This is a genomic window from Paenibacillus oralis (assembly GCF_003863965.1).
In the GTDB taxonomy this organism is placed as follows: domain Bacteria; phylum Bacillota; class Bacilli; order Paenibacillales; family Paenibacillaceae; genus Fontibacillus; species Fontibacillus oralis.
The window spans coordinates 2620351-2645721 of the sequence record NZ_RRCN01000001.1 but is presented as its reverse complement, the minus strand read 5'-3'; the positions used below and the strand labels follow the sequence as shown (position 1 = coordinate 2645721).

Sequence of the window (25371 nt, the reverse complement as noted above, 5' to 3'; positions counted from 1 at the left end):
AGCCATTGTCCACGCTGGAAAAAATGCCCGCTTGAACCTTCACACAATCGACAAAAATTCAGATCAGGTTAGTCCCATATAGCCCGTTGTAGTCATACTAAAGTTTTGACAGCCATTGTAAAATAATATTTATTGTGAAGTTTCTCATTGACTATTTCGATAAAGGCGGTAATGAAGTTGAAATCACGATGGTGCAAATGGGCCGCGCTTATGGTGTTGGCGTGTTTCGTCGCGCTGGGCATGCGCCCTCCCGCCGCGCTGGCCCATGCCTATGTCGTTTCCTCGGCGCCTGCGGCGGATGAAACGCTGGACCAGGCGCCGAGCTCCGTCCGGATCGAGTTCAACGAGCCGATCGAAGCCGGCTTTTATGAGCTACAGGTGATCGGGCCGTCCGGTGTCAGCGAGTCGGCGGGCGAGCCCGTATTCGATCCGGAACAGCCTACCCGGCTGAGCGTTGCCCTAAAGCCGGACCTGCCGGAGGGAGCGTATGCGGCCAAGTGGAAAGTCGTCTCCGGCGATGGGCATCCCGTCTCCGGGACGATTTCTTTTCAAATCGGACAGGGAGCTTCAAGCAGCGTTCCCCAGCACGACTCCACCGCTCAGAACAGCTTTCCCGGCTGGAGCCTGCTGGCGATCCGCTGGCTGTTATACGGCGGCATGACCTTGTATTTGGGCACTCTTGCGTTCCATTTGTGGCTGCTGCCCGCCGGGAAACAACGTTCGGTTGCTTTGCCCGAACGCTTGAAACGGCGCAGCCGCACGGCCCTGTTGCTCGGGTATGCCGCGGCCGCGGCCGGCGTGCTGCTCAGCTTGCCGCAGCAAACCGCCAGCGATTCCGGCGGCGGCTGGAGCAAGGCGTTTGATCCCGACAGCCTGCAGGAGACATTAACTTACACGAGCTTTGGCGAGATTTGGGTGTACCAGACCGTGCTGCTCATCGTACTGCTCGCAGCGACCGTACTCCTCCTTCGCGCCTTTAGCAAAAAGTCCTACCCGGGCAGGCTGCTCCTTGCCTTGGCCTTCGCGGGTTGCCTTGGCTTGCTGCTCGCCAAAGCTTTCATCGGCCACGCGGCCACGGCCTCCGTGAAATCCGCCGCCGTCACGGCGGACTTCCTGCACTTAGCCGCTGGATTGATCTGGCTCGGCGGCGTGGGCGCAGTGGCGTTTTTGCTTCCGGCCGCGGCCACCCGGCCGAAGCCGCTGCCGGCGGAGGCCCGCGCCGAGCCGGCACACGCATCGGCGCCAGCAGCGGCCCTTGCCGGCCCGGCACACGCGTCGGCGGCGGCGGACCCGGCCGCGGCCACTGGCGGCTTGGTCGGCCCTTCGGGCGCCCCGCCCGCGGCCACCGCCGCGGATTCGCCGCCACAAACGCTTTATTGGCGCACGATCCGGCGTTTCTCCATGCTGGCCGCGGGCTGCGTCGCCGTCCTGATCGCTACCGGAGTTTACGGAAGCCTGCTTCATGTGCCCACCTGGTACGCGCTTTTTCATACGGATTACGGCAAAGTACTGTTGGTGAAAATACTGCTAACGGTGGTTTGCCTGGCGCTCGGGCTGTCGGCTTTTCTGCGCGGACGCAAACCCTCCCGGCCGCTCGGAGCCGGGGTTTGGACGGAATTCGCCCTCGGCATGATCGTTCTTGTTTTGGCGGCGCTGTTGGCCAATCTGCCGACCGCCGCGGCCAATCCCGGCCCGTCTCAGCTGACAAACCAGCTCCCGGACGGATCACGCGTCACGATCAGCATCTCGCCCAATCTTGTAGGGGCCAATACGTTCCGGGCGGCGATCACCGGGCCGGACGGCCAACCCCGCCGGGATATTGAACAAGTCACACTGGAGCTGACCTCTAAAGAAATGGACATGGGTGTCGTGGAATTTGGTTTTCCCGGCCGGCAGTTTGGAAGCGATCCGCCCGAAGCCAAAGCTGACGGGATCATCACGATGGGCGGCCGTTGGAATGTCCGCGTCCATATCCTGCTGAAATCGCTGGACACCCTGGATTACGATACGGAGCTGCGGGTTGGCAGTAAATAATCCAGTAGACGATTCTGGAAATAACGTTAGCATGATGGCAAATGAAGACTTGAGAAAACGGCAAAATTAGTCTATTGAAGATCTCGGGTGAAACATAAAGGAAAAAAAGGGCGCTATTTAGGCGATCCCCCCATGTTGCGTGCAATAGAGGAATTTTATGGCGCTATTTTTACGATTTAGTAGCGAAAGGCCGCCTTTCGACCTGTTCATCGAAAAATAAGACCCAAAAGCTCCCCTATCGTGATGAATAGGCTCACATTCGGAAAATAAGACCCTAAAGTTCCTCTATTTTATGGGGACGGACGATACTGAGCACAAGACTAATATAGAACAAAGTGATCCATGGCCCCTGTCCGTAGATAAGCCATATTATTTCCGGATCATTCTACTAGTAAATCATTAATGCAATGAATAAATAAGGAGAGGATTAACATGTTTAGAGCCCTTCCATTTCGCATGAACCGTTTATGGTTCGCTGTCGCTTCAGCGGCCGCGGCCACCTTGCTTTTCGTTGGCGTCGCCAGCGCGCATGTGACCGTCAGTCCCGGAGAATCCGCCCCAGGGGCCTGGCAAACGTACACCATCAAAGTACCCGTAGAAAAAGATATCCCTACAGTCAAGGTTGCGCTAAAAATACCGGACGGCGTAGAGTTCAAGCAATATCGGCCAATACCGGATTGGGACGTTGAATTGACCAAAAACGATGCCGGCGCCGTGACGGCGGTCACCTGGTCCGCCGAGGGCGACGGAATCGGGCCCGGCGAGTTCCAGCAATTCGATTTTGTGGCCAAAAACCCCGATAAAGAGGCCGAAGTGGCCTGGGACGCCTTCCAGTATTACAACGACGGCAGCGTGGTGGAATGGATCGGCGGCGAAGGCGCCGATCGCCCGCATTCGCTGACGGTAATCAGCGCGGACGCTGGCGGCGCGGCGAACGGGGATGCCGGGCACGGGCACGGGCATGACGCAAGCGATAGCGGCGCGAGCGGCGCCGATGCCAGCGATGCGGACGGCGGCGCGAACGGGGATGGCGCCGGCACAGGAACGAGCGACGCAGGCACGAACGGCGCGGGCAACGCGGGCGCAACTGCCGGCGCTGACAGCTCCGCCGCAGCGCAAAGCGCCGGCACATCCGGCGTTGGAACGGCCACTTTGGTGGTGTCCATCGCCGCCCTGATCGTCTCGCTGGCCGCTCTGTGGCTCGCTCTCCGCTCCGCGCGTAAATCGGCCTAACCGTTAGCGGGCTAGACGGTTGTATTCTAATTCACTCAACTTTCGCAGGGCGAAACAGCCAAACACGTACCCGTCTTCAATTTCTTCACTTTATAAAAAAAGCTTGTTACTACTCACGAGTAGTAACAAGCTTTTTAAAATACCAAAGTGTTACCTTAGATTACCTTAAAACATAAAGAAACTCTTCCTTAGCCGCATATACTTCCATCATCATTAACGCCCCAAGCTGAAACCCGTTTACGAAAGAAGATGTAGCCTGCATCGACTCGGTCTGTCTGTGCAAATCGAGCAGCGTTTCAAGCTGGTTGAAATCATCGGTAGACAGCTTCCCTTTCCACATTCCTTTGGCTTCGGATATCTTTCTTCTTATTCTACGGAACTCGGGATCTCTCGGGACGATCTTCTCTTCCGGGCGAATTTCACCACAATACAATGCTTCCAGCATACTTTTCATTTTCATCTTCCTTTCGTATGGATGGCAACGCCTTGAAAGAAAGACTTACACATGATAGGTTAATTGTGCAGTCTGCCTTTTAGGTAGTTACGGGGAGGAAGTGGCGAGTTCCTTGATGAGAGTGTGCCGCTTCAACTTTTACTCAAGATCATTCAGTTTTAAAAAAATTGCTTTATTCCATTTTGATAGTGACTAAAAATCACTCTCTATGCTTTGATTGCACAGTGACTATAAGTCACTAGTCAAGGAGCTATTTTATGTTTAATCGAGAAATATTTGCGGAGCGTTTTAAAAACCTACGCCTTGAAAAATCTATTTCACAGCAAGACATTGCCTCTTCTTTAAGAGTTGACAGGACCATTGTAAGTCACTGGGAAAGAGGGACACGAGTTCCTAGTTTAGAAGTTGCTTGCGCTCTGGCTGATTATTTTGACGTAAGTCTTGATTATCTTGTTGGACGTTCAGATTCTACTATCGTTAGAAGGGGAAACCTCTTTTAGAAAAGTTGCGCTTTCTTCTCGCAGTATAATGGTCGGGCTGTGTTGCATCGGAGTTGTAGAATTATCCCTTCACTCTCCCAAACGGGGCGACATGCTTTACTGTTCATATGATTTTGAAAAATAAGAAGGCGAAGATAACAAAAAACAGGTTAATCATGGTAGTATCTGACCATAATCGACCTGTTTTCATTCGGCACCGGGTGGGGTATTTTTGAATAGCCGCCAGGCAACCCGATGTAAAATTTAGCCCCTTCCAGCCTAACGTCTGCAATTAACCCTTTGTTTGACGGGATACTACCCGTTTGATAAACTCCCAATCCGTCTCATCGTATTGGAGAATGAATCGCTTGATCGGTTCTTTCTCCAGGGTCTCCGAGCAAATAAAATCCGAATGCGCGTAACCCTGTATAACCCGTTCAAACAGCTCTTTATAAGTCACATTCTCGTTTTGAAGATCCAAGTTGTATGTATGCGAAGTTCCTTCTATTTTTGCCGTATAGACGCCATTAATCTGTTCAACTTCACTATTTTTAATGATTCCATTAAATAAAACACGGCGCTCGTTATACCGATCTCTTAAAACAAACTTTCGATTGCATAAATTGGCGGTCAAGAAGCTTTGGACCTTGTCCTCGTCCATGACAACCGTCAAGTTCACCATTGCATGGTCATTCATTTTCTGATCCATCGTCAATTGTTCGATATATGCAGCGCCGTCGATGCCTTCCAATATCTCATCCTCAAGGCGCAAGTGTTTGATGACTCGACAGGTGTTCGACACGGACTGGGTGTATGAAACCATCGCCACGAATCTGAATTTACTAAACAAACTGTTAGCTTTCAATTTGTTTGAGCGATTCAAACGCGATCGTTGTAAAGCGTTTCATCGCGGCTATACGATTGCAAGGTTCCTTAATAATAGCGGATATTTCCATTCCGTTAAACAAGTAGCGAAATCCTTTTTCGTAGTGTCCTCTATATAAATAATATTGAGCTAATTCATAAAGTAAGCTAACATGCTGGTCAGCAGTATTTTGATCATTATATATTTCGTTTCCTTTTTGCTTGTGGAGGTTGGATGGTTCTGTTTCAAATTGGGCAAGAATATGATCTACATCAACTTCGAAACGATTTGCCACTATCATAATATTCCATAAACCACGAATAATTTCAATTTCTTTCCGTTCAATAAAATTAACGTATTCTGAGAGTAGTTTTGTATCACCCGACATTAACTTAGCTAATAAAATATCGTACCTGAATTTAATCCAGTCTGCCTGGATAGTTGACTAATATTTAACCCATTCTGTTTTATAAACTGATACAGCACTCCGAGAATCGTGGTTGTATTATTCAAACAAACCACCTCTGATAAATTTTGGTGTTATATTATAAATATATACATCTGTTTGAATGTGGTCAATAAAAATTCCATTTCTATATTTCGGCCGCTTTCGGATTGCAAAGCGGTAAATAACGCAAAACAGCGGTATTCCTAGACCTCATGCTTGAGGCTTGGATACCGCTGTTTTTTAGTTACAAAGTGCGATAATCAACCAAACTCCCGCGTTACATCGCGCCAAGCTGTGTCTTATTCCTCGGCCCCCGCCCGGCGGATTTGCGGTCCGGCGCTACGCCCAGCAGACAGAGCAGCGCCAACAGCATCCCCAGCGAAGCGCTGACGAACAGCGCCGGGTAACCAAACGCGTCGATCAGCCAGCCGAGCAGCGGCGGCGAGGTGATGGCGGCCAGCGACGAGACGAAATAATAAATCCCCGTGCGGGTGCCGATGCTCTCTTCGCGCCCGGTCGCCACCACCCACGGATACGAGTTAATGTTAATGCAGGCCCAAAAAATCCCCCCGACGATCAGCAGCACCCGCAGCCAAAACACGGACTCCACGAAAACGACCGCGCCGAAAACGACGAACAGCCCGGCCACTCCCAGCAAAATGACCGCCTTCTTACCGAACTTGGCCCCCAGCCAGCCGCTCGGCAGCGCAAACGCAAGGAATGCCAGCGAGAAAAACGTAAGAGAAAACGACGCTTCGCTGTCGCTCATGCCGAGCTGTTTTGTGCCATACAGCGTAAACAGCGCTTCCACGCCTTGATACGCCACAAACCAGAAAAAAATCGCCGCCAGGATCAGGACGGTTGTTTTGTCCAGTTGGTCTCTGATCCGTACCGCGTGTTTTGGCTCGGAAGATGCGGCAGACACGTCGGATACGGCAGATGCGGCCCCGCCCCCGGCCCCTAAAGAAGCATAAACCGCCGGCTCGCGGATCACCGCCTTCAGCACTACCATGCAGATGAGCATCACGATCCCGGCAAACAAAAAGGGCACGTAAGAACCGATTCCGTACAGCTTGGAGCCGAGGCTAAAAGCGAGCACCGAACCGATTCCGCCCATAAAGTTGATAACGCCGTTCGCTTTCGTCCGCAGATGCTCCGGCGTGATGTCCGGCATCAAAGCGACGGTCGGGGCCCGAAACAAGCTCATTGACAAATTCATTAGCACCATAAACAAAACGAGTGTCACAAACCCGGCATGCAGCGGTATTAAAGCCGCGAACACGGCGCCGAGCGGCATGCCGAGCAGCAGATACGGCATTCTGCGCCCGAACCTTGTCATCGTTTTGTCGCTGCGGTGTCCGATCCATGGCTGCAGCACGATGGCCAAATAGTTGTCGATCGTCATCATGAACCCGATCAAGGCAGCGCTTTTCACATAATCGTCCAAAAACAGCGGCACAAATGCGTTATAAAGCGCCCAGGTCAAGCTGATGCTGAAAAAGCCCAGACCCAGCAGCCATGTTTTTTTCATCCGCTCACGCTCCTTTATTTAACCCAGCAGTTCGGCCAGGACATCGGGATAGTCCGTAATGATGCCCGCCACCCCGGCCTGAATCAGCGCGCGCATCACCTTGGGATCGTTTACCGTAAACGGGTGATAAGCGACCCCGGCCTCTTTGGCGGCCGCAACCAGCTCCGGCGTGAGCGCATACTGGTACGCATGCAGCGCGTCCGCCCCGATCCGCTTCGCGTAATCCCAGGGCTCGTACAACCCTTCCATATACAAAATACCGGTGCGGATGTCCGGGGCTATTTTTTTACACTCGACCAAAGAATAATGATTAAAGCTGGAAATGATCGTCCGCTCGGCAAGGCCAAAACGCCGCACTTCGTCGATGACCCTTTGCTCGATGCCAGGATACAGCACCACGCCTGTCTTCAGTTCCAGATTGATGATCGTATCCGTACCGCGCACCAGCTCCAGCAGCTCTTCCAGCGTCGGGATGCTTTCCCCCAGGTAGTCCTCGCGGAACCAGGAGCCCACCTCGCATTGCTTCGCTTCCTCCAGCGTGATGTCCTTAATCCACTCCGGCGTCCCCGCCGTCCGCTGCAGCGATTCGTCGTGTATAAGCACGAGTTGTCCGTCCCGGGTCATTTGCACATCCGTCTCAATTCCGGTAGCCCCCAGTTCAAGCGCCCGGGCAAAAGACGCCATCGTGTTCTCCGGGCAATGCCCCGCCGCCCCGCGGTGGGCAAAGTTGATGATCTCGGCCAATGGTGATTCCTCCTTGGGATATTTACTTAAAATGATTATAGTCCATCCTCCCAATATAATCCTGCAATGTTAGACCCATATTAAAAAGGCGCCCTCCCATGGCGTTGTGATTGGAAATATCCAATGAAGCTGGAAATTTAGCATAGATGCGCAGCCTGATTGGATATATCCAATAGAATTGGAAATTAGGTGGAAAATACGGCAGTGTTATTGGATAATCTCCAATTGATTCGGCTCGAAAGGGCGTTAAACGGTCAGTTTGAGCGAATTCTATTGGATTTTTTCCAATGAGAGTGCCAAATTACGTTTGATATCCGGCGATCTATTGGATTTATCCAATGACGGTGCGAACCAAGGGCAGAGGCGCCAACACCAGCGACGAAAAAACCGGAGAACCCCGCTGCCCCCTTAAACAGCAGCCGCTCTCCGGTTTATGCCCTAAGATATGCCCTTCACCGCAACCACCTATTGCACCTTCAACCATGTCCGCAATTCGGCGTTCAGCGCCTCGGCGTCGCGGACCGCGCGGGCGTCGTTCAGGACTTCTCCCGGCTTGCTGCCTTGGCCGATGATGTACCCCGCAAACGGCATGCCGGCGAAATCGAACGTATACTGCAGCTGTTGGATGACCGGCAGCGCCTTGATGCGCGGATTGTCGCCGCCGACCACGACGGCGTAAGCCGTTTTGCCCGCGAGCGCCGCTTTGAAATCGTAGCGCGGATCCCGCAGGCTTTGCGACCAGCGGTCGATGAAGTTTTTTAAAATGCCGGAAACACCGTACCAATACACCGGGCTGGCAAAAACAAGCACGTCATGCTCCAGCGCTTCCCGGATCACCTCCTCATAATCATCGTCGACCGGATCGAACCCGCCCTCCGTATGCCGTTGATCGTGAATCGGCTTGATATTTTTGGAGCGCAAAACGATATCCGTATAGGGAATTCCCTCTAATACCTTGCTCGTCAATTGCTCCGTATTGCCCCCACTCCTGGTGCTGCCCTGCAAAACAGCGATGCGCATGCCCGCACTCCCTTTCCCGGATCTACTTTTTAGCCTATCCGCTCATTTTCCGAATAAACGCCTACCCTATATTTATACGATGTTTTACATCTTTATGACATTGGCATGCAATTGCTGGCGCTTTTTCGCGAATTCTGAATGAGGGATGTCCGCCGTATCCCGCAATATAATCCCCGACCTTGCGCCGAGGAGCCAACCCGACCAAGGTCCAGTTCACAAACCGTCTCAGGCCCGTTATGTCCGGCCGCAAATCCCGCTAGAATAAAAGCATGAACAGCGGGAACAACACGAACCGCCAACCTGATATCCAGATTTATAAAAAATATATGTTCAAAAATGAACTACAAAAATAAAAGAAAGCGAGTGGTTATTCATGAGAAAACTTTACCGTTCCTCCACGGACAGACAAATTAGCGGCTTGTGCGGCGGCATCGCCCAGTGGCTGGGGGTCGACGCAACGGTCGTGCGGCTCATCGCCCTGATCGCGGTCTTTTTCAGCGTCGGAACCGTCGTCGCCCTGTACCTGATCGCCAGCCTGATCGTGCCGAGAGAACCGTTTGCCGGGCTCGGATACGACGAACCGTCCACCAACTACTAATCGAAAACTAATCTAAGGAGAGATGATTATGAGCAGCATTTTTGACAGAATCGCCAACTTAGCCAAAGCGTCCATACATGAAGTGTTAAACAAAATGGAAGACCCGGTAGTCATGACCGGACAATACCTGCGCAACCTGGAAGACGATCTGAACGACATGGAAAAAACAATTAAGGAGCAGCAAATGAACGCTGCCGTGCAGGAAAGAAAAAGCGCGGACATCGCTCATTTGGCCAAGCAAAGCGAAATCCGCGCGCTGACCGCGCTGGAGAGCGGCGACGAAGTTACAGCGCAGCACGCCGCGGCGGAGAAGCTCCGCTACGAGGAGCAGGCGCAGCAATACGCCGCCGCCGCAAGCGAAGCCCGCGAGCGCGTGAAGGAGCTGGAGCTTCGCCTGGAAGAAGGCAAGGCGGAATACGCCCGCCTGAAAGAGAAGCGCAACGAGTTGGCCGCGCGGGCCCACAAAGCCCAGGAGCGGAAAGCGGAGCAGCGGCCGAGCATCAGCCGCGGCATTGAAAGCGGCACGGCGGCCCGCGGCTTCGAACGCATGGAGGAGAAAATCCTGGAATGGGAAGCTAGCAACCAGCTTTCCGGTTCCGGCTACGGAACCTCCCCTGCCGCCGCCAGCCCAGACGCCGGCATTCCTACCCCCGCCGTCAACGCCGAGCTGGAACGCCTTAAGCAGCAGCTATCGGCCCGGCACTCCTGAGCCGTTCATATAGAAACCCGCCCGGTGAAACCAGCCGGGCGGGTTTTTGCGCGTTGAACAAAGCCAACTCCCGCGAAATGCAAAAGGGCATGCGAGTTTCGTCGAAATTCCCCGAAAATGGCTCGCCAAATGCAAAACTGCAGTTCATTTCCGGCTAAAAGATACTTTTTTATCCCACAGCCCCAAAACAGATGTACTTTTGCATTTCAATCGCTCAAATAGGGAGGATTTACGGAAAATGAAATGTACTTTTGCAGTTGATCCAGTGAAGCGGCGCCGCTACCAAAGAAACAAACGGGAGGCAAAACGCGCTGCCTTAAAAGAAAAAGCCCGGCAAGGCTTGAATGCCCTGCCAGACTTTTTTCCGTTCTGTCGTTGCAAGATTATTTCCCTTCCTTGCCGGACTTGAACACTTCGCCGATCGCGCCCAGGGTGCCGAGCGTTTCGATCGCGTTGGACGGGATGAACACTTTGTTCGCCGGTCCTTTGGCCACTTCCTTCAAAGCGTCGAAGGACTGGTAAGCCAGCACCTCTTCCGTCAATGCGGCGTCGCGGAGCATTTCGATCCGCGCCTTCTCGGCTTCCGCCACCGCCTGAATCGCCTTCGCTTCCCCCAGCGCTTCCAGCTCCTGCGCCTGCCGCAAGCCTTCGGCTTCACGGATGCGCGCTTCCTTGTCGCCTTCCGCCTTGAGGATTTTGCTCTGCTTATCGCCTTCGGCGCGCAAAATCATATCCTGCTTGGCGGCTTCGGCTTCGAGCACAATCGCCCGTTTGTTCCGCTCGGCCTTCATTTGTTTGTCCATCGCTTCCTGAATGTCGATCGGCGGCTTGATGTCGATTACTTCGACGCGCTCGATCCGCACGCCCCATTTTTCGGTCGCTTCATCCAGCGCAATCCGGATTTCCGTCGAAATTTTTTCCCGGCCGGACAATGTCTCGTCGAGCTCCAACTTACCGATAATTTGCCGCATCGTTGCGGTGGTAATGTTCCGAACCCCGTACACGTAGTCGGAAATTCCGTACGTAGCTTGTTCCGGATCAACCACTTGATAGAAAATGATCGTATCGATTTCCACCTGAACGTTGTCCTTCGTAATCACGGTCTGCGGCGGTACGTTTGTCTGTTGAATCCGCAAATCATGATAAAGGCGAACCTGGTCGATCACCGGAATCAGAACGTTCAACCCCGGCGTCAACAGCCGGTGGAATTTACCGAGCCGTTCGACGACGCCCACCCGCTGCTGCGGCACAATTTTGATCGTAAGCGAAATAAAAACGACAACGACAACAACAATAATTACAAGAATAACCCACGGCATTAAGAAATTTCCTCCCATCGTTCTACCTCGATAATCGTACTGCTGCGCTTCAGCACCCGTACCCGCTCATCCTTGCCGATCGGCAAGGCGGACTTGGCGCTCCACGTGTCTCCCCCAACCTTGACGATGCCGTATTGCCCCTCTTCAATCGGTTCCACGACGATGCCCTGTTTGCCTACCAGTTCGGTGCCGACATCTTTAAACCCTTTCGATGCGCGAAATTTTCGCGACAGCGGCTTGGTAAATATGGTCAACCCTAAAGCGACCAGACAGCCGGCCACCACCTGCAAAACATAAGCCTCGGGGGCTATCCAAGCCACGATCGCCGCCACCAGCGCCCCGATGCATAACCACAGCAAATAAAACGTCAGCGTCATCATTTCAAACACCAGCAAAACCCCGGCGGCGATCAGCCAAACGGCCCACATTTCCATCCCCCTGTTGCACCACCTTTCCGCATTATAATTATATATACGGCGACGATACCAAAAAGTATCAACAAATGGAATGGTTTTTTAGTTATTTTGCGCATAATCGGGGAAATTGGCGGTTTTTTGAGGAAAATTGTTGTCTTTTTGTCATAATACGCCGTGCCGCTTCCTTAGTCTAATTCCCCGCAGCTCCTGCTGCGGTTCTGAGATATTGTCCGGTTAAAGATTCACAGCAAGCCGTAATATCCCTGGGCACGCCTTCAAACAATACCCTTCCTCCCTCCGCTCCCGCGCCGGGGCCCAGATCAATGATCCAATCGGCCTGGCAGATCACTTCCGGATGATGTTCGATAACGATCAGCGTGTTGCCCTGATCGGCAAGGCGGTTCATCACGCGGATAAGCCGGTCGACGTCCGCCAAATGAAGCCCGGTGGTCGGTTCGTCCAACACGTAAATATTGCCTCTTTCCTCCAGTTCAGCCGCCAGCTTGACCCGCTGCAACTCTCCGCCCGACAAAGTGCTGAGGGGTTGTCCCAGCGGCACGTAATCAATCCCGGTCTCCTGCAGCCTTTGCAGCGCCGGCAAAATTTCTTTTTCTTGAAAAAAAGACAGCGCCTCAGCGACGGTCATAGCCAAGATGTCGCTGATATTTTGGCCGCGCAGCGGATAGGACAGCACTTCCTCGTTGAAGCGTCTCCCCCCGCAGGCTTCACAAACGGTCGCCACCGTATCCATAAAAGCGAAATCGGTGTAAATGGTCCCGAGCCCCTTGCAGTCCGGGCAGGCTCCCTGCGAATTAAAACTGAAAAGCGAGGGGCTGACCCGATTCGCCTTGGCAAACAGCTCCCGGATCGCATCGAATATGCCGGTATAAGTGGCGATATTGGACCTGTTCGAAGCGCCGATCCCCCCTTGATCGATAACGGTCGCCTCAGGATAGGCCTGCGCAAACGCACCGCGGATCAACGTGCTCTTGCCCGATCCGGCCACTCCGGTAACGGCGGTCATCACCCCTGCGGGGACCCGGACGCTTACCTCTTTCAAATTGTTGAGGCTCGTGCGCGGGATTTCCAGCCACCCGGCCGGTTGCCGGACCTCGCTTTTGCATGAAAGCTGGCGCTTCAGCAGCCGGGAGGTCAGCGTATCCGCCAACATCAGCCCGCCGGGGTCCCCCTCGTAGACGATCCTGCCCCCGCCCGTTCCGGCGCCCGGTCCCATTTCCACGATATGATCAGCGATCCGGATCACGTCCGGGTCATGCTCCACGATCAGCACGGTGTTGCCTTTATCCCTTAATTGCCGCAGCAGCCGGTTGATCCGGCCGACATCGTGGGGATGCAAACCGCTGCTCGGCTCATCCAAAATGTAGAGCAAATCGCTCAGACTGTTGCCGAGCTGGCGCACCAGCTTGATCCGCTGCGATTCCCCGCCCGACAGGCTGGACGTTTCCCGGTTCAAACTCAAATAGCCAAGCCCGATCTCGATCATGTCAGCCAGCCGCTTGACGATTGCCTCGGTCACCGTCCGGACCTGCGGTTCGCGAACGGTGCGCACAAATTCGATCAGTTCGCTGACCGGCATGTTCGCGCAGTCCGCAATGCTTTTGCCGTTGATCCGGCATGCCAGCACGGCCAGATTCAATCTGCCGCCGCGGCACGCCGGGCATATTTTCTCGGTCGCGATCCGCTTGATCGCTTCCTTGTAAAGGGCGGTATCCCGGCCCTCTTTGTCCAGAAAAGACCGTTTGATGCGCGGAACGACACCCTCGTACAGCGAAGTCGGCGGCCACTCTTTCGTCGGATTCGTCGGTTTGAACCCCGTTTTGTACAGTAGCGTATCCATTTCTTCCTCGGTGTAATCCTTCAGCTTTTTGTCGTTGTCGAACAGTCCGGTGGCGGCATATCTTTTCCAGCGGAAATCGCCGGGCTGAAAGGTAGGAAACAGGATCGCTCCCTCGTTCAGCGATTTTTCCTTGTCGATCAAGTGGTCGATAAGAATCGTCTTGGCTTTGCCCAGCCCTTCGCATTCCAGGCACATCCCCTGCGGATTATTGAAGGAAAAAACGTCGGAATAACCAACGAAAGGCGCGCCTTGCCGGGAAAACAGCAGACGCAGCAGCGCATAGATGTCCGTGGCCGTGCCGACGGTCGATCTGGCGTTGCCGCCGAGCCGCTTCTGATTGATCACAATCGATACCGGCAAATTGGAGATGCTCTCCACCTCGGGCTGCCCGTAATGGGGCAGCCGGTTGCGGATGAAGCTGGAGTAAGTTTCGTTCAGCTGCCGCTGCGATTCGGCCGCGATCGTATCGAAAACAAGCGCCGACTTGCCCGAACCGGATACACCGGCAAACACCGTAATCCGCTTTTTCGGAATGGAGACGCGAACGTCCCGCAAATTTTTTTCTCTGGCTCCGATGACATGAATGAAATCGTCCTTGTGCATGTTTCCTTTCCTCCTCAGAATGATTCGCTTAAAATAAAATAAACTAAAACCATGACAAAAACTGACATGGTTTTGCAATTGGAGGAGATTGGATGTCCAAGACAAGGCTTCTGTTCGACCTGATCATGTATGTCAACGCCAAGCGCAGCTTTACGGCGCAGGAGGTCGCCGACGAATTCCGGGTGTCCGTGCGGACGGCGCACCGGTATTTGAGCGAACTTAGCGAGATGGGCGTCCCGCTCTATACCGAGCCGGGCCGAACCGGAGGGTACCGCTTGCTCCGCGGCAGGATGCTGCCACCTGTGATGTTCGACGAAGACGAAGCGTTTGCCGTTTTTTTCGCCTTCCAAACGTTGAAGTATTATCCGTCGCTGCCCTTTGACATCAATGTGAAATCCGTCTCCCGCAAACTGTACACGAATCTAGCCGACGATATGAAGCGCAAAGTGGACCGGCTGGAGGCGGTGACCGCGATTTGGAATCGCAAGCGCAGCGTCGCTTCGCCGTTTTTGAAAGAAATTATCGAAGCGGCCGCGGACCGGCAAGTGCTGAAAATCGGGTATGCTTCGAAAAAGGAGGACACGGAGAGAGAAGTTGAGCCGCTTGGGATATACGCTTATGACGGCTTCTGGTACATGCCTGCCGCCGACCGGAGCACCGGCGATATCCGCCAGTTTCGAACGGATCGCCTTTTGTTTGCGGAACCGCTGCCGGAAACGTTCGATCCGCCGGTTGGCTTGGCCGGCTGGCTGGAGCAGCTCTCCGGCCAGCCTTTGAAAACGCCGGTGCGGCTGTATGTCGAACTGACCCGGGAAGGCATGCGGCAATGCCGCAGCCAGCCTTGGCTGGAACCGCATATCACAGCCGCCGATCCAGATCACGGCTATATCGATGCCGTGATCGACGAGAGCGAAGTAGAGTTCACCGCCGCGTATTTTTTCCAGTTGGGTCCTGACGCCAAAGTGCTGGAACCACGCGAAATCGCGGACCGTATCCGCGCGCGGGCGCGGGCGCTGGTCCGCCATTACGGTTAAAGACGGCTAAAAGCAGATAAGGAGGATGAGGATGGATAAGGATGGATAAGGATGGATAAAGACGGGTGAAGTCGGGTGAAGTCGGATAAATCACAAACGTTGCAACAAATCTGACATCTGACATGATAACATTTCTAACCACACAACTATCTAACGGTTGCCACAAGCGCTATTTGTTCCAAAAACGGTGATTTCAAATTCTAACGGTTGCCATAGCGCTTATTTCACTTAAAACCAGCCATTTTCACCTAGATTAAGGCAAATAACGGCGCTCGCAACCGTTAGAAATTAGAAAAGGTCTTTTTTCGCAAAATAGCGGCTGTTACAACCGTTAGATTTCTGGCAGGCCCAAATTCCGATCGATAACCTGAGCTTTTACGGGAAATTTGGAGTTTCAGGGCTACAAGTTGTCTTGTTCGAAAGTTAATGCAACGCTAGTGCAGATAAAGACAGATAAAGGTGGATAAAGGCCGGATCCCTGACGGGAAAACCAGCCTCTTCGCGGTGAAGCTCGCCCTCCCGTCGGCCCTCCCGTCGGCCCTCCCGTCTACCCGGAAAAAACGGCGTTCGCGGCATACCAATGGATGATCTCGTTGCCGTACAAGTACACGAGCAAGGTACCGAAGGCCAGATAGGGGCCAAATGCCAACGTCTGACCGCGCTGCCTGCGGCCAAAGGCATGCTGCAGCAGGATCGCCGCGGCCCCGGTGACAGCGGCCGCCAACAAGGCGAGGAGCACGCCGGGAAAACCGACGGCCCAGCCAAACACGGCCAGCAGCTTGATGTCGCCCATCCCCATCCCCCGGCCAGGGGCGATGGCGGCGATAAGCAGCAGCAGGCCGCTGCCGCCAAGCGCGCCCAGCGCATGGCTCCATAGCGGGCCGCCGCCGGCCAGCGGCACGGCGGCGAGCAGCGCGGCGCCAAAGCACAGCAGGGCGCCGTTGGGGATGATTCTCGCGGTCAGGTCGGTGACCGCGATCAGCACGGCCAGGGCGGTCAGCAGCAGGCCGACCGCCCATGCGCCCGATGCACCGAAACGCAGGTGCATCAGGGCGAACATCGCCGCCGTGGCGAAGGCGGCGGCGATGTCTCCGGCCCGGCGCAGCCGGCCGGAGGGGGCGGCGCCGGCGGCAGGGGCTGTGCCGCCGGCCGCTGCCGCAGCGCTCACGCGTGCGCTGCCGCTTCCGCCGACGCTGCTTCCGTCCGCGCCGCTTCCGCCCGCGCCGCTTCCACCCACGCCGCCTCCGCCCGCGCCGCTTCCGCCCACGCTGCTTCCGCCCACGCCGCTTCCGCCGGCGGGCAGCAGGCCCCGCCGCGCCACCAGGCGGCGCCCGAGCCGCGCCAGTCCGGCGCCCGCGGCCAGCCCGGCGATAAAGTTAAGCGCCGCCAACATTATCGTTTCCATAGCCCCTCCAATAACGGAGCCGTACGTTCCATAGCTGCCGGCATATTTTATTAACCCCCTAAAATAAGCTCAAACCAACAACGGCGCTTGTCCAAACAATCATGAGAACCTCCAGCGAAAACATAAGGACAAAAAATGTCGTTATTCCGGCGATATCCGTCCTCTTGAGAGAAATAGGGGTTATTTATGTCGCTATTTTCTTAGGGTCACAAGGAAATGCCCACGTTCCGGACCATTCATAGGAAAATAAGGACAAAAAATGCCGCTAATGGGGATGTAAGTGCCAGACTCCGGATAATAAGTACATAGAGTACCGCTATTTTGAAGGCCGACGCTTGGTTCATTTCAGTAGCCGCCTGCAACCGTTAGAACGGCGCGCCGGCGCTCCCCCGGGGCTGCATCTTGCTGATCGTCAAGCACCGTTGTTGGTTTTGAGCCGAAAATTCCGTATAAGTTAAACATCGGTATAAACAGTTTGATCATACAGCAGCGCGGCGAACGAAGGCAACAAGTCAATTTACGCCAAGTCAATTCAGCCCAAGTCAATTCACGACTAAATCAAGTCACGACCAACTCGCTCCCCGCCTCAAACGGCCCGTTGTCATCTCTCTTCTTCCACTTCGCGGATAATTTCCTGGAGGGTGGTGCGTCCCTCCAACACTTTTCCAACGCCGTCGGCCAACAAGGTGGTCATGCCGGTTTCCCGCGCCAGCCGCCGCAGCTCCTTTGCGGATCGTCCGCTTACGATCCCGGAGCGCAGCTCATCGCCGGCAAGCAGCACTTCGTGCACCGCCATCCGGCCGCGGTAGCCGCTTTTTCCGCAAGCGGCGCAGCCCTTGCCGCGATACAGCTTGTCCGCGTTGAGGCCCAACCGTTCCAGGTACAAACGCTCTTGCATATCCGGCGTGTAGCCGGTTTTGCAATCGGGGCAAACACAGCGGACCAGCCGCTGGGCGACGACCCCGATCAGCGAGGAGGCGATCAGATGCGGCTCGATCCCCATATCCCGCAGCCGGACGACCGCGCCGACCGTATCGCTCGTATGCAGCGCCGAAAACACGAGATGCCCCGTTAACGAAGCGCGCAGGGCGATTTCCGCGGTTTCCGGATCGCGGATTTCCCCGACCATAATAACATTCGGATCCTGCCGTAAAATAGAGCGGAGACCTTTGGCGAACGTCAATCCGGCCGCAGGATAAACCTGCGTCTGATTAACGCCGTCAAGCATGTATTCCACGGGATCCTCGATCGTAATAATGCTCGTCTCTTCGCGGTTCAAATGCTGCAATACGGAGTAGAGGGTCGTCGTCTTTCCGCTCCCCGCCGGTCCCGCCAGCAAAACCATGCCATGCTGCTTTCCTACCATGCGCCGTAACAATTCGAGATTTTCCTCGGCCATGCCCAGCTTGTCCAAACTTTGTATCCCTTCGGATTGGTCAAACAGGCGCATAACGATTTGTTCCCCGTGCACCGTCGGCAGCGAAGACAGCCGGATGTCAATCTGTTTGCCGTCGATCGTCAGCTTGATGCGCCCATTCTGAGGCAGCTGGCGTTCTTCGATGTTCAAATGGGCCAAAATTTTCAGCCGGGCGGTGATCACGCCCTGCATCGATTTCGGAATAGACCGCCCTTTGCGCAGATGTCCGTCAATGCGGTAGCGGACCGTCAGCTGCGCGTCCATCGGATCGACATGAATGTCGCTGGCGCCGAGGCGCACCGCTTGTTCGATCATTTGCTGAACGAGACGGACAACCGGGGAGTCTTCATCCAGAATCATCGAGTCTTCCACCTCGATCTGCCCGCTCCCCGCCCCTGCGTTCACGGAATCCTGCTGCCCGTACAGCCGGGCGATTCCCCGCTGCAATTCCCCCCGTGAAATAATAGCCGGTTCAATCGTAAAGCCGGTGCTTATCCGCAAGTCCTCAATAACGAACAAATCCAGGGGATCGGCCATGGCGACCATCAGCTTCCGGCCATCCACGCGAATCGGCAGCACCTGGTGCCGCTTGGCCATCTGCTCCGAAATGACCTGGGTCAATTGGGGGGCGGTCTTAAGCCTTGCCAAGGTGACGTGCGGGATGCCAAGCTGAAATTCCAGCGCCTCGATGAGCTGATGTTCGGTCAGGACTCCCTGCTCCAGCAGCACATCGCCAAGCTTTTTACGGGAACGCTGCTGCTCTTCCAGCGCGGTTTGCAGCTGCGCTTCCGTAATCATGCCGGATTCCAGAAGAAGTTCACCCAATCTTTTTTTGATTGTGTACATGGCTTACCCCATCTCCATGGAAAATTTACCATATTTCTTTATATGTTGCATACACGAAACTTCGCGAAGAAAACCAGTCCTTAAGTCCTATAAGTAAACAGCGCGAATTATCGTGAAATTAGCCATTTGCTGAATATTTATGCAACTTCGGCATAGTTACGATTATAAACCTTTCAATTATCCGGCGCTATCATTCAATAGTATATTATACCTATTCAGGGCAACAACGGTCCTAGTAAGAAAAACGTCTATCGACGTACTCTTCAGGTTCGTTAGGGTTTACACCAAGCCAGATTTGCATAGGGCCTCAGCCGAGTTTATCGTTTTTTCATGGAAAAAAGGACGGCCCGATGGGATCAACTGCAAAAGTACATTCTTTTTTCCGCAAATTATCATATTAGAGTGGTTGAAATGCAAAAGTGCATCTCTTTCAGGGTTATCCGATAAAAAAGTAGCTTTTGACGCGAAATGAACTGCACATTTACATCTGAACCACCTGTTTCGAGGAATTTCGACGAAAAGCGCCTGCACTTTTGCACTTGGCGGAATTTCCTCCGCTTCTTTATATCGCAACGTGGCGGGAGTGGCATATAGTTCCTTTCACGCAAAGGCTTCAGCACGTTCAAGCTCCCGAATCACGGCTTGGAGCCCCGCACTCAAAAAAAGCCGCGCCCGGAATGGAACTCCCCCCCTTCAAAAGGGGCCTGTTCACGGACCGGGAACGGCTTTTAGTTACACTTTAATTACGCTTGCACGGCATCCAGATCAACCGAGCGCTTGAACGCTTCGGTGTCGTTTTCGCCAAGGATTTTGCCGGTGATGACGCCGGCGGCGATCGAGTCGTTGACGTTTAACGCCGTCCGCCCCATATCGATCAGCGGCTCGACGGAGATCAGCAGCCCCGCGAGGGCGACCGGCAGGTTCATCGTCGAGAGCACGATGAGCGAAGCGAAAGTCGCGCCCCCGCCGACGCCGGCAACGCCAAACGAACTGATGACGACGACCAGGATCAGCGTCAGGATAAAGTCCCAGCTCGTCGGATTAATGCCGACGGTCGGCGCGATCATGACGGCCAGCATGGCCGGGTAAATGCCGGCGCAGCCGTTTTGCCCGATCGTAGCTCCGAATGAGGCCGACAGGTTGGCTACCCCTTCCGGTACGCCCAGCCGCTTGGTTTGCGTCTCGACGTTAAGCGGGATCGTGGCGGCGCTGGAACGCGACGTGAAGGCGAACACCAGCGTCGGCAGCACTTTGCGCACATACTGTACCGGGTTGTACCCGAACAGGGCCAGCAGGATCAGATGGATGATGAACATAACGATAAGGGCTACGTAAGAAGCGCCCACGAACTTGATCAGCTTGAGGATTTCCTCCACGCTGGTCGTGGCGGTCACGTTCGTGATTAGCGCCAAAATCCCGTACGGCGTCAATCGCAGCACCAGCGTAACGATCCGCATAACGACCGCGTAAACGGCGTCCACCATTTTGCGGAACGTATCGGCCTGCTCCGGTTTTTTCTTATCCAAACCAAGCACGGCCACCCCGATGAAAGCGGAGAAAATAACGACCGCCAGCGTTGAGGTGCTGCGCGCCCCGGTCATGTCCGCAAACGGGTTCGTCGGAATAAAGTCGAGCACCTGCTGGGGAATCGTTTTGTCCGCCACATCGCCGAGGCGCTCCTCAAGCGCCGCGCCGCGCTGTTGTTCCCGCTCCCCGGCCTGGATTTCGATCGCCTTCAGATCGAAGCTGAGGCTCGTCACGATGCTGACCGTGGCGGCGATCGCCGTTGTAATAAGCAGCACGGCGATGATCAGGGCGCTCATTTTCCCCAGGTTTCGTCCACCCTTTAATTTCATGATGGCGGAAATGATCGACACCATGATCAGCGGAATGACCACCATTTGCAGCAGTCCGACATAACCGCGGCCCACCAGGTTAAACCAATCGGCGGAACCGGAAATGACGTCCGAGCCCGCCCCGTACGCCCACTGCAGGATAACGCCGAACACAAGTCCGAGTCCCAGCCCGGTAAACACCCGTTTTGTAAAAGAAACATGCTTCTTCTGCATCCAGACCAATAGGCCGATCAGAACCAGCATAACAACTACGTTAATGATGATACGCAAGGTATCCATACAACGTCTCTCCTCCTCAAAATAGTACAAAGTATCGTAATAACGTCCGGACGATATGGAGCCGGAAACAATTTACAGACGATATAATATCATAAATACGACTATTTTGATAGGAATAATTTTTCCAGATAATGTTACAGTCGGTTAAGCATAGTATATGCATTCAATACAGCTTTCACCTGAAAGCTCTAAAAGGGTACGTATCCCGACGACTTATCCCGCTTAATTAGACTCACGCTCTCCCAGCGGCGTGATTTCCACCTCAGCGTGACGGAGATCCTGGAGACAAAGGAGGAAATGGCCGCCAGCAAGAGCACTTCATCGTTCAGGCTTTGAATGAGCACTCCTTAAACGCCGTTACCCTTTGCTGGCGCCCGAAGTTAAGCCGTCGACCAGCAGCCGCTGCAGGAACATAAACAATATTGTGATCGGGAGCGCGATCAGAACCGCGCCCGCGGCAAACAGCGTGAAATTGCTATTTTGGATGCTGCTTACCATGTCCCACATCCCTACGGCCAGCGTCCAGTTTTCCTTCGTCCGCAGCACGAGCCGGGCAAAGATAAAATCGACCCAAGGACCGACGAACTGAGTCAGTGCCATGTACGTCAGCATCGGCTTGGACAGCGGAACAATGATGCGCGCGAAAATCGTAAAATTGCTGGCCCCGTCGATCCGGGCCGCTTCGTCCAGCGAGCGGGGAATCGTATCGAGGAACCCTTTGGCGATAAACGTTCCGCCGAGCGGCGCCCCCGCCGCGTACACGATAATCAATGCAAAATGCGTATCGAGCAGATGCAACTCCCGCAGCAGCAGATAAATCGCAATCATGCTCATGAATCCCGGGAACATGCCGAGCACGAGCAGGCCGGACAGCGCCGTTTTGCGGCCGCGGAAGCGGAACCGGGACAGCGCGTAGCTGGTCAGCAGTATCAGGAGCACACCCAGAACCATAGAGCAGGCGGCAATTTTCAGCGTGTTCAAATACCAGGTGCCGAACAGATACGTTTTCGAGGTGAACAGTTCAGCATAATGAACTAAAGTTAATTTCTCCGGAATCAATGTTTTGCTGTAGAGCGATTTGCCCGGCCGCAACGAGCCGAATACGACCCAGAGCACGGGGTATACCGCGGCGATACATAGCAGGACAAGCACCAGATAACTGGCGCCAAGCCGAATCCCGGTTCTTATTTTCCGTACGCTCATTGGATCATATCCTCCTCTTTAAACGACTTGGTTCTGCGGTAGTTGTATATCGAGAACGAGGCGATAATGACGAAAATAATGATCCCGATAGCAGAGGCCATGTTGTACTTATTCTGGTTCAGCGTCAGCTTATACAGCCAGGTGACGAGCAGGTCGGTTGCGCCGGCGTATTGATAGTCGCCCTTAACCGGATCTCCCCCCGTCAGCAGGAAGATGGCGTTAAAGTTGTTGATGTTGCCGGCAAACTGCGCAATCAAGGTCGGTGCCGTCGTGAACAGAATCATCGGCAGCGTAACGATCTTGAATTTTTGGAATCCGGTAGCTCCGTCCACCTCGGCGGCTTCATACAAATCTTTCGGGATGGTGGTCAGCACGCCCAAAATGAGCAGCATGGATACCGGGATCCCCACCCACATGTTGACGACGATAACCGTGACCTTGGCCCAAAACGGATCGGTCAGCCACGGCAATCCCCCAAGTCCGAAATAACCGAGATACTGATTGATCGGACCGAACTGGCCGTTAAACATATTTCTCATGACAAGCAGCGATATGAGCTGCGGAACCGCGTAAGGAAGAATCAAAATCGTTCTCCACAACCCTTTAAAGCGGATGCCCTTCTGATTGATGAGCAAAGCCACGAGCAAACCGCCAAAGTAGGTGGTTATCGTGGACAATACCGCCCAGATGATCGTCCAGGTCAATACGCCGTAAAAGGTATGGCTCCAGGTTTTGAGGGCAACCAATTCTTTAAACGTCCCGAATCCGACCCAATCGACGAGCATCGCCGGCGGGATGTGTTTGGGAGCCGAGTAGTTGGTGAAGGCAAGCATGACCATGAAAATGATCGGCATCACAGTAAAAAATAAGATCCCTGAGGCGGGAATGCTCAAAAAGGCAACGGCGAATTTATAATCGAGCACATACCGAACCGATTGTATGAAATTGTTCGGCTTTTTGCCTTTCTCTCTTTCCTGCCCGATTTTGCGGGCGTCTTTCACGTTCAGAATATAAACAATGACAAAAACCGCTAAAAACAGCAGCGTAATCAAGCTTTGAATCATAATGAAAATGGAATGGTCCCCGTCCACCCATTTTCCTTTTACGAGCATTCTGGGCACTTCGCCGAGCGTAATAATCCCCCAAATCGCCGTTCCCAAATTTTTGATCAAATAAGCGAGTCCCAGCGCCTCCACCGCCAAAAATAGCAAGCCCTTGATATATTGGCGGTTATAGAGCTGCCCAAGTCCCATGCAAATGATTGACAGTACGCTTGCGTTTCTCTTGTGTCGGTCCATGAACCTTCCTTCTCCTCTCCTCGAGAAACCGCCGGAGCGGCCCGCCGCCTTTTAAGCGGCGGCCGGACAGCATTCCGGTTTCGTTGTCCAAAGCATCCCGGTCTTATTGAGCCACACCTTTGTTCAAATCCGTAATCTGAGCAATCGTTTTTTCCATCGTCGTTTTCGGGTCAGCATTGTTGTTCCAGATTTCCGGAAGCGCCGCGTTCATCGGAGCCCAGACATTAGACATTTCCGGAATGGACGGCATCGGCTGCGAGTTTTTCGCCTGTTCCGCAAAGGCGGACACGTACGGATCGTTTTTGATTTGGTCGCTCTCCAGGGCTTCGAGATTCGTCGGAACCGCGCCTACTTTTTCGTGCAGCAGAAGCTGGGCATCCTTCGTGGAGGCAAAATGCGCGAACATTTTAGCCGCGTTCGGATATTGGGTAAACGAATTGACGACCCACACCTTCGCTCCGGAGAAAGTAATGGCGGTTTTACCGTCCACCGTCGGGTACGGAGCCACGCCAAGATTGTCGCCAAGCGCCGCTCTGTATCCGGCCAATTCCCAAGGACCGTTGATATCCATGGCTACATCGCCCGCAGAAAACAAACTGCGTTTGACGTCCGCGTTGATGTCCCCGCTGTTGATCGGCAAAACTTCTTTCAGGCTTTGGAATACTTTTAAGCCTTCAATCGCGCCGTCTTTGGCCAATCCGATATCATTCGGGTTCGTGCCGCCCTCGCCGAACAGGTAACCGCCCCCGCTGGCAATAAACGGATAGTTGAAATACATATTGCCGGTTTCCCACATAATCGCGAATTTATTTTTCGCCTTGTCCGTAAACGTTTTACCAAAGGCGAGAATATCTTTGAAATCTTTCGGCGCTTCGGGGACCAGCGACTTGTTATAATACAGCGCCATCGTTTCCGCAGCCCTCGGATAGCCGTAAAGCACGCCGTCATAGGTGGCGCCTTGAACCGCAGCTTCCGTATTGTTCTGCGCCGTTTCTTCGCCAAACACATCATTGGCCAAAATAAGCCCGGAAGTTGCGGCGTTGCCCAAATGATCGTGCGGTACAATGAGCACGTCGGCGGCCAGCCCGGCAGGTCCGTCCTGCGTCAGCTTACCGATTTGGTCGGTCGGAGCCACTTCCTCGATTTTTACGTTAACGCCGTATTTTTCGGTGAATTGCTTGGCGATTTCTTCAGTGAATGCCAGCTCTTCTTTACTTTCCCAAATGACAAGCTCGGCGCCATCTTCCGGAACAATCGATTCAGCACTCACATTTTCCCCGGTAGTTGCATTCCCTGTATTTTCGGTTTGGTTTGCCGGTGCGTTTGCGTTTCCGTTGTTGCTTGGACCGCAAGCGGTGATGGAGACGACCAGCGATAATGCGGCGATCAAAGTCAATATCTTGTTGGACTTCATCACATTAACCCCTCCTAAATTTTAATAAAATATTGTCAAAAATCATGCGCAAACGTTTTCTGAAAACTGCTGAAAAATTGTTATTTTTTTGTTTTTTGCTTTTTATTTCAGCATTTTTTTGTTCGAAAGCGCTTTATATACGAGATCATCATACAACAAGGTTTAATGTCGCAAAAACGTTTGCACAATCAATTTTTTAGCAAAAAACCTATGTTATCCTTTATTTTCTTTAATTTACTCTCATTATCACAAAATATCTATTTCATTACTCATTCCGCCAGTCCGATATGCCGCTGCTCTTGTGCCAT

The 25371-nt window shown here is 53.7% G+C and carries 22 protein-coding genes; 7 read left to right on the top strand and 15 right to left on the bottom strand.

Features of this window, described 5'->3' with window-relative positions:
* Positions 1–177: 177 nt before the first annotated feature.
* Both EHV15_RS12120 and EHV15_RS12115 read left to right on the top strand, forming a co-directional pair.
* Positions 178–2034 carry a copper resistance CopC/CopD family protein gene (locus tag EHV15_RS12120; protein WP_178075836.1) on the top strand — a complete coding sequence of 619 codons (1857 nt, stop codon included), beginning with the start codon at positions 178–180 and terminating at the stop codon, positions 2032–2034.
* Positions 2035–2466: 432 nt separating this feature from the next.
* On the top strand, positions 2467–3267 hold the full coding sequence (locus EHV15_RS12115) for a YcnI family copper-binding membrane protein (RefSeq protein WP_178075835.1): 801 nt from the start codon (positions 2467–2469) through the stop codon (positions 3265–3267).
* Between the two features lie 160 nt (positions 3268–3427).
* Here the strand turns inward: EHV15_RS12115 and EHV15_RS12110 are convergent, their stop codons facing one another.
* Positions 3428–3721, bottom strand: a complete 294-nt coding sequence (locus EHV15_RS12110) for a DUF6809 family protein (RefSeq protein WP_128631426.1) — start codon at positions 3719–3721, stop codon at positions 3428–3430.
* 257 nt (positions 3722–3978) lie between these two features.
* On the opposite strand from EHV15_RS12110, the gene EHV15_RS12105 reads away from it, so the two are divergent.
* The gene (locus EHV15_RS12105) at positions 3979–4221 is read left to right on the top strand and encodes a helix-turn-helix domain-containing protein (protein WP_128631425.1); all 243 of its coding nucleotides are present in this window, start codon (positions 3979–3981) and stop codon (positions 4219–4221) included.
* Positions 4222–4492: 271 nt separating this feature from the next.
* On the opposite strand, the gene EHV15_RS12100 is transcribed toward EHV15_RS12105, so the two are convergent.
* From EHV15_RS12100 to EHV15_RS12080, 5 genes are all read right to left on the bottom strand, one after another.
* Positions 4493–4951 carry a hypothetical protein gene (locus EHV15_RS12100; protein WP_128631424.1) on the bottom strand — a complete coding sequence of 153 codons (459 nt, stop codon included), beginning with the start codon at positions 4949–4951 and terminating at the stop codon, positions 4493–4495.
* A 103-nt stretch (positions 4952–5054) separates the two neighbouring features.
* On the bottom strand, positions 5055–5453 hold the full coding sequence (locus EHV15_RS36460; protein ID WP_178075834.1) for a hypothetical protein: 399 nt from the start codon (positions 5451–5453) through the stop codon (positions 5055–5057).
* Between the two features lie 337 nt (positions 5454–5790).
* Entirely contained in the window at positions 5791–7044 is a 1254-nt protein-coding gene (locus EHV15_RS12090; protein WP_128631423.1) for an SLC45 family MFS transporter, read from the bottom strand.
* An 18-nt stretch (positions 7045–7062) separates the two neighbouring features.
* Positions 7063–7788 carry a glycerophosphodiester phosphodiesterase gene (locus tag EHV15_RS12085; protein WP_128631422.1) on the bottom strand — a complete coding sequence of 242 codons (726 nt, stop codon included), beginning with the start codon at positions 7786–7788 and terminating at the stop codon, positions 7063–7065.
* Between the two features lie 465 nt (positions 7789–8253).
* A complete protein-coding gene (locus EHV15_RS12080; protein WP_128631421.1) occupies positions 8254–8808 on the bottom strand; it encodes a flavodoxin family protein in 555 nt (184 codons plus the stop codon).
* 373 nt (positions 8809–9181) lie between these two features.
* Here EHV15_RS12080 and EHV15_RS12075 point away from each other — a divergent pair, with 373 nt between their 5' ends.
* The 3 genes from EHV15_RS12075 to EHV15_RS12065 are packed head-to-tail and all read left to right on the top strand — an operon-like array spanning position 9182 to position 10524.
* Positions 9182–9406: a PspC domain-containing protein gene (locus EHV15_RS12075; RefSeq protein WP_128631420.1), complete on the top strand. Its 225-nt coding sequence runs from the start codon at positions 9182–9184 to the stop codon at positions 9404–9406.
* Positions 9407–9434: 28 nt separating this feature from the next.
* Positions 9435–10115, top strand: a complete 681-nt coding sequence (locus EHV15_RS12070; protein ID WP_128631419.1) for a PspA/IM30 family protein — start codon at positions 9435–9437, stop codon at positions 10113–10115.
* Between the two features lie 46 nt (positions 10116–10161).
* On the top strand, positions 10162–10524 hold the full coding sequence (locus EHV15_RS12065; protein WP_128631418.1) for a hypothetical protein: 363 nt from the start codon (positions 10162–10164) through the stop codon (positions 10522–10524).
* Here the strand turns inward: EHV15_RS12065 and EHV15_RS12060 are convergent.
* The 3 genes from EHV15_RS12060 to EHV15_RS12050 all read right to left on the bottom strand — a co-directional run bounded on the left by EHV15_RS12060 (position 10499) and on the right by EHV15_RS12050 (position 14311).
* Complete coding sequence (locus EHV15_RS12060) at positions 10499–11434, bottom strand: SPFH domain-containing protein (RefSeq protein WP_128631417.1); 936 nt, start codon at positions 11432–11434, stop codon at positions 10499–10501. The genes EHV15_RS12065 and EHV15_RS12060 overlap by 26 nt on opposite strands.
* A complete protein-coding gene (locus EHV15_RS12055; RefSeq protein WP_128631416.1) occupies positions 11434–11868 on the bottom strand; it encodes an NfeD family protein in 435 nt (144 codons plus the stop codon). Before EHV15_RS12055 ends, EHV15_RS12060 begins: the two co-directional genes overlap by 1 nt.
* 172 nt (positions 11869–12040) lie before the next feature.
* The gene (locus EHV15_RS12050; protein ID WP_128631415.1) at positions 12041–14311 is read right to left on the bottom strand and encodes an ATP-binding cassette domain-containing protein; all 2271 of its coding nucleotides are present in this window, start codon (positions 14309–14311) and stop codon (positions 12041–12043) included.
* A 92-nt stretch (positions 14312–14403) separates the two neighbouring features.
* Between EHV15_RS12050 and EHV15_RS12045 the strand changes: the two genes are divergently transcribed.
* Positions 14404–15345: a helix-turn-helix transcriptional regulator gene (locus tag EHV15_RS12045; protein ID WP_128631414.1), complete on the top strand. Its 942-nt coding sequence runs from the start codon at positions 14404–14406 to the stop codon at positions 15343–15345.
* Between the two features lie 547 nt (positions 15346–15892).
* Here EHV15_RS12045 and EHV15_RS12040 read toward each other — a convergent pair.
* The 6 genes from EHV15_RS12040 to EHV15_RS12015 form a co-directional block, all read right to left on the bottom strand.
* Positions 15893–16750: a prepilin peptidase gene (locus tag EHV15_RS12040; RefSeq protein WP_128631413.1), complete on the bottom strand. Its 858-nt coding sequence runs from the start codon at positions 16748–16750 to the stop codon at positions 15893–15895.
* 601 nt (positions 16751–17351) lie between these two features.
* Positions 17352–19013, bottom strand: coding sequence for a GspE/PulE family protein (locus EHV15_RS12035; protein WP_128631412.1), 1662 nt, complete (start codon positions 19011–19013; stop codon positions 17352–17354).
* 743 nt (positions 19014–19756) lie between these two features.
* Complete coding sequence (locus tag EHV15_RS12030; protein ID WP_128631411.1) at positions 19757–21148, bottom strand: L-cystine transporter; 1392 nt, start codon at positions 21146–21148, stop codon at positions 19757–19759.
* 357 nt (positions 21149–21505) lie between these two features.
* The gene (locus tag EHV15_RS12025) at positions 21506–22351 is read right to left on the bottom strand and encodes a sugar ABC transporter permease (protein WP_128631410.1); all 846 of its coding nucleotides are present in this window, start codon (positions 22349–22351) and stop codon (positions 21506–21508) included.
* Positions 22348–23649, bottom strand: coding sequence for a carbohydrate ABC transporter permease (locus tag EHV15_RS12020; protein ID WP_128631409.1), 1302 nt, complete (start codon positions 23647–23649; stop codon positions 22348–22350). Before EHV15_RS12020 ends, EHV15_RS12025 begins: the two co-directional genes overlap by 4 nt.
* Before the next feature lie 103 nt (positions 23650–23752).
* Positions 23753–25063: a sugar ABC transporter substrate-binding protein gene (locus EHV15_RS12015; protein ID WP_128631408.1), complete on the bottom strand. Its 1311-nt coding sequence runs from the start codon at positions 25061–25063 to the stop codon at positions 23753–23755.
* Positions 25064–25371 lie beyond the last annotated feature (308 nt).